The sequence below is a fragment of the Pseudomonas koreensis genome (genome assembly GCF_025447595.1).
In the GTDB taxonomy this organism is placed as follows: Bacteria; Pseudomonadota; Gammaproteobacteria; order Pseudomonadales; family Pseudomonadaceae; genus Aquipseudomonas; species Aquipseudomonas koreensis_H.
In genome coordinates, this window is sequence record NZ_JAOEJU010000002.1 from 160,717 (window position 1) to 173,649 (window position 12,933).

General features: G+C 61.8%; 10 protein-coding genes. 4 read left to right on the forward strand and 6 right to left on the reverse strand.

Features of this window, described 5'->3' with window-relative positions; genetic code table 11:
* Positions 1-26 precede the first annotated feature (26 nt).
* On the forward strand, positions 27-233 hold the full coding sequence (locus N8H71_RS04535; protein WP_007954251.1) for a PA3496 family putative envelope integrity protein: 207 nt from the start codon (positions 27-29) through the stop codon (positions 231-233).
* On the opposite strand, the gene N8H71_RS04540 is transcribed toward N8H71_RS04535, so the two are convergent.
* On the reverse strand, positions 175-1,137 hold the full coding sequence (locus N8H71_RS04540) for a LysR family transcriptional regulator (RefSeq protein ID WP_007954252.1): 963 nt from the start codon (positions 1,135-1,137) through the stop codon (positions 175-177). The two genes, N8H71_RS04535 and N8H71_RS04540, sit on opposite strands and share 59 nt — an antisense overlap.
* A 190-nt stretch (positions 1,138-1,327) precedes the next feature.
* Between N8H71_RS04540 and N8H71_RS04545 the strand changes: the two genes are divergently transcribed.
* Complete coding sequence (locus N8H71_RS04545; RefSeq protein ID WP_007954255.1) at positions 1,328-2,743, forward strand: acetyl-CoA carboxylase biotin carboxylase subunit; 1,416 nt, start codon at positions 1,328-1,330, stop codon at positions 2,741-2,743.
* Between the two features lie 11 nt (positions 2,744-2,754).
* Positions 2,755-4,563, forward strand: a complete 1,809-nt coding sequence (gene oadA / locus N8H71_RS04550; RefSeq protein ID WP_115079749.1) for a sodium-extruding oxaloacetate decarboxylase subunit alpha — start codon at positions 2,755-2,757, stop codon at positions 4,561-4,563.
* A gap of 104 nt (positions 4,564-4,667) precedes the next feature.
* Here the strand turns inward: oadA and N8H71_RS04555 are convergent, their stop codons facing one another.
* The 5 genes from N8H71_RS04555 to N8H71_RS04575 form a co-directional block, all read right to left on the reverse strand.
* A complete protein-coding gene (locus N8H71_RS04555) occupies positions 4,668-6,023 on the reverse strand; it encodes an autotransporter outer membrane beta-barrel domain-containing protein (RefSeq protein ID WP_347710518.1) in 1,356 nt (451 codons plus the stop codon).
* Positions 6,024-6,334: 311 nt separating this feature from the next.
* Positions 6,335-9,292 carry an autotransporter outer membrane beta-barrel domain-containing protein gene (locus N8H71_RS04560; RefSeq protein ID WP_262193095.1) on the reverse strand — a complete coding sequence of 986 codons (2,958 nt, stop codon included), beginning with the start codon at positions 9,290-9,292 and terminating at the stop codon, positions 6,335-6,337.
* A gap of 221 nt (positions 9,293-9,513) precedes the next feature.
* Positions 9,514-10,185 carry a GNAT family N-acetyltransferase gene (locus N8H71_RS04565; RefSeq protein WP_262193096.1) on the reverse strand — a complete coding sequence of 224 codons (672 nt, stop codon included), beginning with the start codon at positions 10,183-10,185 and terminating at the stop codon, positions 9,514-9,516.
* Between the two features lie 12 nt (positions 10,186-10,197).
* Positions 10,198-10,644: a GNAT family N-acetyltransferase gene (locus N8H71_RS04570; protein WP_262193098.1), complete on the reverse strand. Its 447-nt coding sequence runs from the start codon at positions 10,642-10,644 to the stop codon at positions 10,198-10,200.
* A 10-nt stretch (positions 10,645-10,654) separates the two neighbouring features.
* Complete coding sequence (locus tag N8H71_RS04575) at positions 10,655-11,278, reverse strand: FMN-binding negative transcriptional regulator (RefSeq protein WP_262193100.1); 624 nt, start codon at positions 11,276-11,278, stop codon at positions 10,655-10,657.
* A gap of 92 nt (positions 11,279-11,370) precedes the next feature.
* Here N8H71_RS04575 and N8H71_RS04580 point away from each other — a divergent pair, with 92 nt between their 5' ends.
* The gene (locus tag N8H71_RS04580) at positions 11,371-12,924 is read left to right on the forward strand and encodes a PLP-dependent aminotransferase family protein (RefSeq protein WP_262193102.1); all 1,554 of its coding nucleotides are present in this window, start codon (positions 11,371-11,373) and stop codon (positions 12,922-12,924) included.
* Positions 12,925-12,933: the final 9 nt, after the last annotated feature.

The following is a 12,933-nucleotide window of genomic DNA, read 5'->3' on the forward strand; positions in this document are numbered from 1 at the left end:
CCCGTAATCGCCTTGGGAGACTCGAAATGGCTCAGCCTTACGAAGAACGCAACAGCGCCGCGAAAACCCGCCGTCAGCAGGAAGACCAGCGCCGCATGGAATTTCGCCGCGCCATCGAAGATCGCTTCGAACTTCGCCAGCTTCAGGCCGAAATCGGCGATTTTCCCGAGGACATCAATCACTGGCAGGCAGCACCGGCAGCTTCCCGTCGAAGCGCTCAACCAGCGCGCTGATCTGCACCCGTTCACTGCGGATAAACGCCAGGAAGGCGTGCGCCACCGGTGACAGCCGCTTGGCTTTGGCTTGCACCAGGCACCAGCTGCGAAACAGTGGCAACTCTTCGACCGGCAGCTCGACCAGGCCGCCGGTCGCCAGCTCCAGGTTCAGGGCGTGGCGCGTCAACAGCGCCAGGCCCAGACCCGCCACCACGCATTCACGCTGGGCTTCGGCCGACGCCACTTCCTGGGTCTGGGTGAAGTGCACGCGCTTCTCCTTGAAGTACTCCTCGCAGGCCAGTCGCGTGCCCGAACCGGGTTCGCGGATCAGCAAGGTGTAAGGTTCCAGATCCTGCAAGCGCAGCGGGCCCATGTGTGCCAGCGGATGATCCGGCCGCGCCACGGCGACGATCGGGTTGTTGAGGAACGGCAGGAACTCCAGGCCCATGTCCTGCGGCACCATCGACATGATCACCAGATCGTCGCGGTTGTCGGAGAGTCGGCGAATCACCTGGCCACGGTTGACCACCGTCAGTTGCAGATTCACTTCCGGATGCTGGCGCTTGAACGCTGCGAACAGGTGTGGCACGAAGTATTTGGCGCTGGATTCCACCGCCAGCTTCAACTGGCCCTGCAGCGAACCCTGCATGTCCGACAATTGCATGTCGAGGTTTTCCAGCCGGCCGAAGATGTCCCGGCTGGCACGCTGGAGTGCTTCGGCCGCTTCGGTCATGTAGAGTTTTTTGCCCACATAATCGAATAACGGCTGGCCGATCAGCTCTTCGAGCTGACGAATCTGTAGGCTGACGGCCGGTTGTGTGAGCGACATTTCCTCGGCAGCGCGGCTGTAGGAGCGCAAATCACACACTTCGTTGAAGATCTGCAATTGACGCAATGTCATACGCATCAAGGACTTACGCATTTTCTACCGACTCTGGCCGCGGGCTGATGCGTTGACTATAAGTCTTTACTTATGCCTGACCCAATTTTTATTCATTTTTGTTAATCCCTTGGCAGCGCTAGTGTAGAGCCGAGACCAGATTGAAACATTTGGTCACGTGCCGACCTGGGTCTAGCAGGTCGTGGTGCCACCGGCTCAAGGGAACCTCCAAGTGATAACAAAGATCCTGATCGCCAACCGTGGTGAGATTGCCGTACGAATCGTGCGTGCCTGCGCCGAGATGGGCATCCGCTCGGTCGCGATCTATTCCGACGCTGACCGGCATGCCTTGCATGTGAAGCGTGCGGACGAGGCCCACAGCATTGGTGCCGAGCCGCTGGCCGGTTACCTGAACCCGCGCAAGCTGGTGAACCTGGCCGTGGAAACCGGCTGCGATGCGCTGCACCCCGGCTACGGTTTCCTCTCGGAAAACGCCGAACTGGCAGACATCTGCGCCGAACGCGGCATCAAATTCATTGGCCCGTCGGCGGAAGTCATTCGCCGCATGGGCGACAAGACCGAAGCGCGCCGCAGCATGATCAAGGCTGGCGTGCCGGTCACGCCGGGCACCGAAGGCAACGTTTCGGGCATCGAAGAAGCGTTGAGCGAGGGCGATCGCATCGGGTACCCAGTGATGCTCAAGGCCACTTCCGGTGGCGGCGGTCGTGGTATCCGTCGCTGCAACAGCCGTGAAGAACTCGAACAGAACTTCCCACGCGTGATTTCCGAAGCCACCAAGGCCTTCGGTTCGGCGGAAGTGTTCCTGGAAAAATGCATCGTCAATCCGAAACACATCGAAGCGCAGATCCTCGGCGACAGCTTCGGCAACGTCGTGCACCTGTTCGAGCGTGATTGCTCGATCCAGCGCCGCAACCAGAAGCTGATCGAAATCGCCCCGAGCCCGCAGCTGACCCCGGAACAACGGGCCTACATCGGCGACCTGTCGGTGCGCGCAGCCAAGGCCGTGGGTTACGAGAACGCCGGCACCGTGGAGTTCCTGCTCGCCGAGGGCGAGGTCTACTTCATGGAGATGAACACCCGGGTGCAGGTGGAACACACCATCACCGAAGAAATCACCGGGATCGACATCGTCCGCGAACAGATCCGCATCGCCTCCGGCCTGCCGCTGTCGGTGAAGCAGGAAGACATCCAGCATCGCGGTTTTGCCCTGCAATTCCGGATCAACGCCGAAGACCCGAAAAACAACTTCCTGCCGAGCTTCGGGAAGATTACGCGCTACTACGCCCCCGGCGGCCCTGGCGTGCGTACCGACACGGCGATCTACACCGGCTACACCATCCCGCCGTTCTACGACTCGATGTGCCTGAAACTGGTGGTCTGGGCGCTGACCTGGGAAGAGGCCATGGATCGTGGCCTGCGCGCCCTCGACGACATGCGTCTGCAAGGCGTGAAGACCACCGCCGCGTACTACCAGGAAATCCTGCGCAACCCGGAATTCCGTAGCGGCCAGTTCAATACCAGCTTCGTTGAAAGCCACCCTGAACTGACCAACTACTCGATCAAGCGCAAACCCGAAGAGCTGGCCCTGGCCATCGCCGCCGCCATCGCCGCCCACGCAGGCCTGTGAGGAATAGAACAATGACTAAAAAGATTTTTGTAACCGACACCATCCTGCGCGACGCTCACCAATCGCTGCTCGCCACCCGCATGCGCACCGAGGACATGCTGCCGATCTGCGACAAGCTCGACAAGGTCGGTTACTGGTCGCTGGAGTGCTGGGGCGGCGCGACCTTCGACGCCTGCGTGCGTTTCCTGAAGGAAGATCCATGGGAGCGTCTGCGCCAACTGCGCGCCGCGCTGCCCAACACCCGTCTGCAAATGCTCCTGCGCGGCCAGAACCTGCTGGGCTACCGCCACTACAGCGATGACGTGGTCAAGGCGTTCGTCGCCAAGGCCGCGGTCAACGGCATCGACGTGTTCCGTATCTTCGATGCGATGAACGACGTGCGTAACCTGCGCGTGGCCATCGAAGCGGTGAAGGCTGCCGGCAAACACGCCCAGGGCACCATCGCCTACACCACCAGCCCGGTGCACACCATCGACGCGTTCGTCGCCCAGGCCAAGCAAATGGAAGCCATGGGTTGCGACTCGGTGGCGATCAAGGACATGGCCGGTCTGCTGACCCCATACGCTACCGGCGAACTGGTGCGTGCACTGAAAGCCGAGCAGTCGCTGCCAGTGTTCATTCACTCGCACGACACCGCCGGCCTGGCAGCGATGTGCCAGCTCAAGGCAATTGAAAACGGTGCCGACCACATCGACACCGCGATCTCCAGCTTCGCTTCGGGCACCAGCCACCCAGGCACCGAGTCGATGGTAGCTGCGCTCAAAGGCACCGAGTTCGATACCGGCCTGAACCTGGAGCTGCTGCAAGAGATCGGCCTGTACTTCTACGCTGTGCGCAAGAAATACCACCAGTTCGAAAGCGAATTCACTGCCGTCGACACCCGCGTTCAAGTCAACCAGGTGCCGGGCGGGATGATTTCCAACCTGGCCAACCAGTTGAAAGAGCAGGGCGCTCTGAACCGTATGGCCGAAGTGCTGGCGGAGATTCCGCGCGTGCGTGAAGACCTCGGTTTCCCGCCGCTGGTGACCCCGACTTCGCAAATCGTCGGTACCCAGGCGTTCTTCAACGTGCTGGCCGGCGAGCGCTACAAGACCATTACCAACGAAGTGAAGCTCTACCTGCAGGGCGGCTACGGCAAGGCGCCGGGTACCGTAAACGAAAAACTTCGTCGTCAGGCCATCGGCAGCGAAGAGGTGATCGACGTACGTCCCGCCGATCTGCTGAAGCCGGAAATGACCAAGCTGCGTGCCGATATCGGCGCTCTGGCCAAGTCCGAAGAAGACGTGCTGACCTTCGCCATGTTCCCGGACATCGGTCGCAAGTTCCTCGAAGAGCGTGCCGCTGGCACCCTCACCCCGGAAGTGCTGCTGCCGATCCCGGAAGCGGGCAAGGTGGCTTCGGCCGGCGGCGAAGGCGTACCAACCGAGTTCGTCATCGACGTCCACGGCGAAACCTACCGCGTGGACATCACCGGTGTCGGGGTCAAGGCTGAGGGCAAGCGTCACTTCTACCTGTCCATCGACGGCATGCCGGAAGAAGTGGTGTTCGAACCGCTCAACGAATTCGTCGGCGGCGGCAGCAGCAAGCGCAAGCAGGCTTCGGCACCAGGCCACGTCAGCACCACCATGCCGGGCAACATCGTCGATGTGCTGGTCAAGGAAGGCGACACCGTCAAGGCGGGCCAGGCCGTGCTGATCACCGAAGCGATGAAGATGGAGACCGAAGTTCAGGCCGCGATTGCCGGTAAGGTCACCGCTATCCATGTTGCCAAGGGCGACCGGGTGAACCCGGGCGAAATCCTGATCGAGATCGAAGGCTGAGATAACGGCCTCGATACAACGCTTTAAACCTCGGGGGAGCATGTGCTCCCCTTTTTTTTGCTTTCAGGTTGCTGCCGCAACGTGCGGCAGCACCCAGTCTGGACTCAGAACGCCATTCGCCACTGGCCGGATACGCCGTGGTTTCGGCTGTCCGTACCGATCTCACCCGACAAGCCAACACCGAGTGTGTGGCTGGACGAGACGGCCAGATCAAGACCGGTGTCGAGCGTCAGGCTGTTGCGATCCAGCTCTGCGCCATAAACGGTGTAGTCACGGCCGCCGGTAACCAGACGTTGGCGGGTGCTGGTGTAGATTTCGCCGTAAAGGTGCTTCCATCCTGCGCTGAATCGTGGCGTGAGGCGCATGCCGTTATCCAGCGTGCTGACTTTCGCCATGCGCAGGCCGACGGTGGTGTTGAAGTTGCCTTGGGATTGATCATCCACCTTGAGCGCAGCCGCCCCGCCTTTTTCGGTGTAGCCGTCGCGCTGGTAGCGTTGATAGCCGAGGCTGGTAAATGGCTCGATGCTGACGTTGGCCCGACCCAGGTTATATCCCGACTCGATGAACGCTTGCTGGGTGCTGGCCTGGTAGTTGCCCTTGAGTCGGTCGTGGAAGCGACCGAACTCGACTTTGCGACGGGTACTGCCTTCATGACGGCTCCAGGCTGCGCCTAACCGAAGTGACAGCGGACCGGTCTGGCGCAAGGCGTAGGCGCCGAGGTGCCAACTGTCGAGGTCGCCGTCCAGCTCCTTGCTGTCTATGCGCGTGTCGGAGGTGCCGCCCATCAAGCCCAGGCGCCATGCTTCATTGAGGCGCCAGTCCGCACCGAGTAGCAACCCTTTGGTGGAATGCTGCATGGGCTCCACATCACGATCCAGTTTCCCGCTGTGGCCGAGGGCCTGCAGCCAGACCCTGCCGCTCTCGGCGTTTCCGGCTGCATGGCGGGGTGCGTTTGGTTGGGTGTCATGCAGGTTGTCGAGTTGGTGCATGGCCGACAGCAGGCTGGCGCTGACCGGTGTGACGCTGCTCAAGGTGGCCTTGGCGAGGTTGGCGTTGCTGCCGCCGGCCAGTTGATCGAGGGCAAGGGCGGCCGTGGTTTCGTCGGCAGCGAGCAGGGCCGCAACGGCTGAGTTGCCCGGTGGTGGAGGGGCGTCCGTTGACGGTGACGGGTCTACCACTTGAGTTTGTTTAGCTGCGGGCGTTTCGGCCAGAACGGGTTCCGGTAAGGGCGCTGGTTTTTCCAGGCTTTCTTCGAGCGCGCTGCCGCTCTCTGTCGTGGCGACTTTCTCGGTGGGAATGTCATCGGGTGCAGGAAGGGGTACCGCTGGAATCTCGGTGCTGACCGGAAATGTTTCTGGCGGGGGAGCAATACTTTCTGCAAGCAGTGGCTCTGGAGCGAGGCTGGGCGGAGCAGGTTTTTCTTTCTTCTTGCGCGCAGGCTTGGGTTTCACTTCGTCCATGACGGGCGCGTCGGGCTCCGACTGCTCCGCCAGAGATATTTCTACACAACCGACTGCCAGCGCAACCGCCAGGACAAGATGTTGGAGCTTGTATTTGCATTGAATGGGCATTCAGTTCGTCTCAGGTGAAATGAGGCCAAACTGTAAAAGTCGAGGCGGGTGCGCCGATGCCGGGCAATTCCGAGTCGGATGCAGGTGATGGCGTCTGCTTTTGTAGCCCGGTCGCTGGCGAGTAATGAACACGCCATGATTACCCAATCGACCAGACGCCTTTACCTACAACACCCGCTGAAATCCGGATTGGCGAAATCTCAAAAACTCATCTGCCACTGCCCGATCAACCCGTGATTGCGGCTGTTGCTGCCAATCTCGCCGCTGTATCCCAGCCCCAGCGTATGCCGCGCGGAAATGCCCAGATCCAGCCCCGCTTCCAGCACCAGACTGTCACGATCCAGTGAACTGCCATCGACGTTGAACGCCGTGCCGCCAACGACGAAGGCCTGACGGGTCGAGCTGCTGACATCGCCGTAGGTGTGCTTCCAGCCGGCGGCCATGCGCGGGGTCAGGCTCATGCCATTGTCCAGCGAGCTGAGGTGCGCCAGGCGCAGGCCGAAGGTACTGCTGAAGTTGTCCTGGGTCTGACTGTCGACCTGCAAGGCCGCAGCGCCGCCCTTTTCCTGATAGCGGTCGCGGTGATAGCGCTGGTAGCCGAAGCTGGCGAACGGCTCGGCGCTCATTCGGCCAGTGCCCATGGCATAGCCGAGTTCGGCGAAGGCTTGCTGGCTGTCGGCGTCGTAATCGCCTTTGGGACGATCACTGAAACCATTGAACGCGATGGTGCGCTTGCTTTCGCCCTGATGGCCGCTGTACGCCGCACCCAGGCGCAAGGCGATCGGGCCGTTTTGATGTAGCGCATAAACGCCGGCGTGCCAGCTCTCGACATTGCCGTCGAAGCCGGTGGCGTCCAGGTCAGTCTTCGAATAGCCGCCGAGCACGCCCAGACGCCATTGTGGATTGAGTGCCCAGTCGGCACCGAGCACGCTGCCTTTGGTGCGTTGTTCCAGACCGCTGCTGCCGTGTTCGCCATCCAGCTTGCCGTAGCCACCGATGGCCTGCAGCCAGAGCCGGCCCCGGGCGTTCGGGTCATTCAGGTTTCGCGCTTCGGACGGTACGCCGTTGGTGGCGAGGATCGGTGTCTCACGCTGATCGAGGCCGACCATCAAGCCAGCGCTGCCGCCCATTTGCTGCATCGCCGAGAGCATGCTGCTGCCGACCTGGCTGCTGGCGCCGAGGGTGGCGCTGGTAAGGTTGGCGTTGCTGGCGCCGGCCAATTGCTCGATGGCCGCGCCTGCACTGCTTTGAGTGGTGTTGAGCAAGGCGTTGTACAGCGCATTGTTCTTGCCGATCGAGGCCAGACTGTTGGCGGCGCTGCTGCCGTTGCCGGTGGTGGCGAACTCATTGAACGCCACGTCATTGCGGGTGTAAGTCAGGTCGACTTGAGTCGGTGTGTAAGCGAGGGTCGGGGTGAGGAACGCGTAGTCGCTGGTGACCGCGCCGAACGTGCCGTTGACCCGCGCAGCCTGCAGCACCGTGTAATGGCTCTGCCACGGATAAGTGCCGCTGCCGGGATTGACTGCCAGCGTCGCGCCATTGAGGTTGGCCGTGCCGCCGACCTGGACCGGCGCGCTGCTGCCGTCGGCGTTGACGCCGTAGGCGAGGGTGGATGCGCTGCCCATGTTCAAGTCATGCACGACGGTCGCGGTGCCGAGGCGGGTGTCGGTGCGCAACGTGCCATTGACGTTGAGGTTGCCTACCGAACCACCACCCGCATACACACCACCGGCGTCCACGGTCAGGTTGCCGGCGATACCGCCCTGATTGATCAGTGTGGCGCCGTTGCGCACGGCACCGCCGTCGCTGAAGTCGCCGCTGCCGGTGAGGGTCCAGGCGCCTTGTTTGACCTCCAGCCATTCGAAATTGCGGCTGGCACCGAAGCTGCCGCCCGCCGCGTCGTCCATCACTACCCGGTCGTAACCGGTGCCGCCATCGACCACGCCGACAAAGCGGCTGCCGTTGCGCAGGGTCAGGCTGTCGTTGCCACCGCCCAGGTCCAGCGCCAGGCCGTTGCTGCCGCTGATCGTGCCGCCGTTGATCACGTTGTCGGCGAACTCACCGACGAACTTCACCCCGAAACCGTCGAGCCCTTGAATGGTGCCGTAGTTCTCCAGCGTGGTAGCCGCCAGTCCCGAACCGCCGCTGCCGTCGTCCACCAGAATGGCGCTGTTGGCGCCGCTGATCAGCGCATCCTTGGCGTTGAGAATGTACCCGCCGCCCAGCGCAATGCCTTCGCTGCCATTGGCGAAACCACCTTTGTCCACACCACCGGCGCCGACGCCCTGAATGGTGCCGTAGTTTTCGATGTGGGCGATCTTGTCGATGTCCACGCCGTCGCCGTCGCCGTTGGGTTGCAACCCGGAATAGGCGCCTGTGATGGTGCCGTGGTTAATCACCGTGCCGTCACCATCGGAACCGAAACCGGAGCCGTTGCGCCCGGTGATCTGCCCGTAGTTGACCAGCGTCGCGCCAAGGTCGGTGGTGATGCCGTGGCGGCCGCCGGAAATCACGCCGTGGTTGGTCACGCTGACGCCGGTCGCGGTGTCGATATCGATGCCGTCGAACTTCTGATCGGCGTTGTGCGAGTCGCCAGTGGATATCTCGCCATAGTTGCTGATAGTCGCATTGGCACCGGTCTTCATGCCGTCGCTGGCGTCGCCACGAATCAGTCCGCCCGCACGGTTGATGATCGTGGTTTTCACCCCGTCGCTGCGCAACGCGTCCAGGTCCAGCCCTTGGCCTGTGGTCGAGCGAATGGTGCCGCTGTTGTCGATCAACAGACTGCCGCTGACGAAATTGCTGTCGATGCGAATCGCGTCGTTGGAGCCGAGAATCTGCCCGCCGCTGCGGTTATAGAGGGCGTAGTTGCGCGCCTGTGTCAGGTCGCCACTGCTGTCGATGGCCCGGCCGCCGCTGGAAATGATCTTGCCGGCGTTATCGATAATCACGCCGACCCCGCTGGTCTTGTCCTTCAGGCTCACAGCCTTGCCGCTGTTGGTAATGCTGCCCGGCGCCGAAATCGTCAGTGTGTCGCTGCCGCCCAGTGTCTGCGCCGCGGTGGTGGCGGTGTCGATCTGCACGGTCTTGCCGTGGACGGCGCTGGTGGCGATCAGCAAGGCAATGGCAAGCGACAGGCGCTGGGGCGGGAAGGGCATGAGGTGAACGTCCTTTTTGTTATAAGCGGGGCGTCCTGTATAGCGGAGGGTTTTTACAGAATGATGTCTGGCCTATGTGCATTCTTTTGCAGTTCAGGCCTCAGATTTGGACATTCATCTGCAATTCATTGCAGATTCGACGGTGGCGAAGAGTCGAAATCGCAGCCTTGGACATCGCTTGAATGAGATGCCACAGGCTGCGCTCTTTTAAGTTCAATGGCTCAACCGCGGCACTCAACCAACCCTTTCACCTGCCCATCCGCCGTCTGATTCTCATCGCTCAACCAGCGTTCGAACCCCGCCGCAATCGCCGGCCATTCCGAGTCCAGGATCGAGTACCACGCGGTGTCGCGGTTCTGGCCCTTGACCACCATGTGCTGGCGAAACACGCCTTCGAAGCTGAAGCCCAGCCGCTCGGCCGCATATTTGGACCGGGCGTTGCCGTTGTTGCATTTCCATTCGAGGCGGCGATAGCCGAGGGCGAAGGATTCCTTGGCCAGCAGGTAGACCGCTTCGGTGCTTTTCGGCGAGCGCTGCATCGGCGCACCGAAGGTGACGTGGCCGATTTCGATGCGGCCCTGGGCCGGGACAATCGACATCAGGCTGAGGATGCCTTGCACCTGGCCGCTGACGCTGTCGATGACGCTGAAGAAATACGGATCGCTGTGGGCCGCGTGGTTGTTCAGCCAGTCATTGAAAGCGCTGCGCTCCGGGAACGGGCCGTAGGGCAAGTAATCCCAGAGTTTAGGATCGGCGCCGGGGCCTTGCAGGGCATTGAACAGGTCGTCGCCGTGGCGCGCCGGGTCGAGTTTTTCGAGGCGGATGAAGCGACCTTCGATCAGGGTGGTTGAAGGCGGTGGCACGCCTTTCCAGTCAGCGAGAGAAATCGTCATGCACATGGGTCCTTAAATGGCTTTGCGAAACTGGATGAATCCCGGGCGCTCGGCGATGCGCTCGTAGAGCTGAATCGCCGTGGTGTTGGTTTCGTGGGTCAGCCAGTGCACTTTGCAGCAACCGTCGGCCTTGGCCGTGGCGTAGACGTGTTCGATCAGCAGGCGACCGACGCCGGTGCCACGGGTTTGCGGCTCCACCAGCAGGTCTTGCAGGTAGCAGGAGTTTTCGATGCTCCAGTTCGAACGATGGTAGATGAAATGCACCATGCCCACCGCTTTGCCGTCGGCCCAGGCGAGAGAGGCGTGGGTTGGTTCGTTCGGGTCGAGAAAGCGCTGCCAGGTACTTTGGCTGACGGCGTCCGGCAATTCAGTGTTGTAGAAGCGCAGGTAGGCCTGCCACAGCGGCAGCCAGGCGGCGTGATCGGCGGCGCTGACCGGACGGATGTCGATCTGACTCATGGTGATTTCCTTAACGCATCAAGTGAGCGAGGGTTTGATCGTTGATGTCGGGGCTGGCGGCCAGGCCTTCGCGCACGCCGGCGATATCTTCGGCGCTGCGGTTCTGGCTGAGCTTGCGCTTGCCTTCGAGCCGGTCGATCGGAATGGCGAACCCGACGATGGCCTTGAGCATGCCGTCGATGTAATCGGGCGGAGCATCGTCGACGGACCAGGGCTCGGCGCGGCCCGCTTCATGGCGATCAGTCAGGGTGCTGACGATGTCCAGCAGCCGACCGCCATCGCTGAAGGTTTCGGCGTGGCCATAGGCGTGTACGGCGACGTAGTTCCAGGTCGGTACGACTTTGCCGTGCTCGGCCTTGCTCGGGTAAAAGCCCGGGCTGACGTAGGCATCGGCACCGGGAAAAATCACCATCGCTTCGGCGCCGTCACGCAGGTCTTTCCACTGCGGATTGGCCTTGGCCAGATGCCCGTACAGCGTGCCGTTCGGACCTTGTTCGCGATGCAGCAACACCGGCACATGACTGGCCTGCAAGCCTTGTTCGCCATGGGTTACCAGGATGGCGAGACGGGTGGCGAGGATCAGTTCGTGCAGTTGGGACAAGTCATCGATGGCAAAGGCGCGGGGCGTGTACATGGAGAAAATTTCCTTGGCGAATACCAGCATCGTAGGCAGGCTATTGGTCTGTTGTAAGAGCCATTGATGACCAATTTCATAGGTCCATTGTCATGCCCGATTCGACTACGCTGTCGCTGCCGTTCAACCCTGCTGGCATTGAACTTGATCGCCGCAAAGGCCTGAGCCGTCAGCTCTATCAGGCATTACGCCTGCGGGTGCTTGATGGACGTCTGGCCAGCGGAACACGTTTGCCGGCGAGTCGAGATCTGGCCGCGGCGCTGGCGATTTCACGCAACAGCGTGGTGCGTGCCTACGATCAGCTGTATGCCGAAGGTTTTATCGAAGGCCGGGTCGGGGATGGCACTTATGTGGCGCAATTGCCGCAATCGGTGACACCAGCGAAAAAATTATCCACAAAAGTATCCACAGGGTTTTCAACAGGCTTACCCACAGCTTTATCCACAATTTCGCCCAATTCCACTGGGAATTTATCCAGCAAAGTTATCCACAGTGGTGCATTGCAGCGGCTTGAGCAGAACCATTTACCAACGCCACCGAGCGGTCCGCCGCGAGCATTCCGGGTCGGGGTTCCGGCGTTCGATTTGTTCCCGTTCGACGTCTGGGCCAAGCTGAACGCGGCGTTCTGGCGCAAACCCGATTTGCAGCAACTGTGTTATGGCGACCCGGCGGGCGATGCGCGCCTGCGCGGCCTGATCGCCGCATATTTGCGCAGTTCGCGCGGCATGCAGTGCTCCGCTGAGCAAATTGTGATCACCAGTGGCGCACAACAGGGAATCAGCCTTTGTGCACAGTTGCTGGTGGAGCCGGGCGCCGGGGTGGGCATCGAGAATCCCGGCTATCGCGCAGCGGGTCATGCGTTCGCGCTGGCCGGTGGTCGATTGCATGGCATTGCCGTGGATGAAGAGGGCATCGACTGCGCGGCACTGGCGGCCGCCGAAGATTGCCGGGTGGCGTATGTCACGCCGTCTCATCAATACCCGACCGGGGTGGTGATGAGCCTGGCCCGACGGCTGGAACTGCTGGCCTGGGCCGAGCGTACCGGCGGCTGGATCGTCGAGGACGACTATGACGGCGAGTATCGCTACACCGGTGCGCCCTTGGCCCCGTTGGCTGCGCTCGACCGCCAGGGTCGCGTGTTGTACGTCGGCACTTTCGGCAAAGTCGCGTTCCCGGCGCTGCGGCTGGGTTATCTGGTGTTGCCGCCGGGACTGGTGGATGCCTTTGCGCAAAGGCGTGCGGTGGATGTCCGGCATTCCGAAGTGAGTACTCAAGCGGTGATGGCCGAGTTTATGGCGGCCGGGCACTTTCAACGGCATATCCGGCGCATGCGCCGGGCAGCGCTGAGTCGGCGTAACGCCCTGATCAACGGTTGGCCGCGCGGATTGGCGGGTGTGGGTGAGCTGCCGGCGGTGTCGGCCGGACTCCATCTCACCGTGGCGGTCGACAGTGTGGGCCGCGAACAACAATTGATCGAGCAGGCCGCCAGCGTGGAGGTGGAGATCCATGGCTTGAGCAAATACTGGCTGCCGCACTCGACGACCCCGATCGATCAGCGCGCCGGCCTGGTGCTGGGATTTGCCGCAGTACCGGAGCGAGCGATCGAGTCGGCGCTGGCACGCTTGCGACTCGCCTGGCGAGAGTGAGCAACATGA

Bases quoted from the DNA above. Each gene is read 5' to 3' on its own strand.
- N8H71_RS04535 (WP_007954251.1), top strand. From the start codon at position 27: ATGGCTCAGCCTTACGAAGAACGCAACAGCGCCGCGAAAACCCGCCGT.
- N8H71_RS04540 (WP_007954252.1), bottom strand. From the start codon at position 1,137: ATGCGTAAGTCCTTGATGCGTATGACATTGCGTCAATTGCAGATCTTC.
- oadA (WP_115079749.1), top strand. From the start codon at position 2,755: ATGACTAAAAAGATTTTTGTAACCGACACCATCCTGCGCGACGCTCAC.
- N8H71_RS04555 (WP_347710518.1), bottom strand. From the start codon at position 6,023: ATGGACGAAGTGAAACCCAAGCCTGCGCGCAAGAAGAAAGAAAAACCT.
- N8H71_RS04560 (WP_262193095.1), bottom strand. From the start codon at position 9,292: ATGCCCTTCCCGCCCCAGCGCCTGTCGCTTGCCATTGCCTTGCTGATC.
- N8H71_RS04565 (WP_262193096.1), bottom strand. From the start codon at position 10,185: ATGACGATTTCTCTCGCTGACTGGAAAGGCGTGCCACCGCCTTCAACC.
- N8H71_RS04570 (WP_262193098.1), bottom strand. From the start codon at position 10,644: ATGAGTCAGATCGACATCCGTCCGGTCAGCGCCGCCGATCACGCCGCC.
- N8H71_RS04575 (WP_262193100.1), bottom strand. From the start codon at position 11,278: ATGTACACGCCCCGCGCCTTTGCCATCGATGACTTGTCCCAACTGCAC.
- N8H71_RS04580 (WP_262193102.1), top strand. From the start codon at position 11,371: ATGCCCGATTCGACTACGCTGTCGCTGCCGTTCAACCCTGCTGGCATT.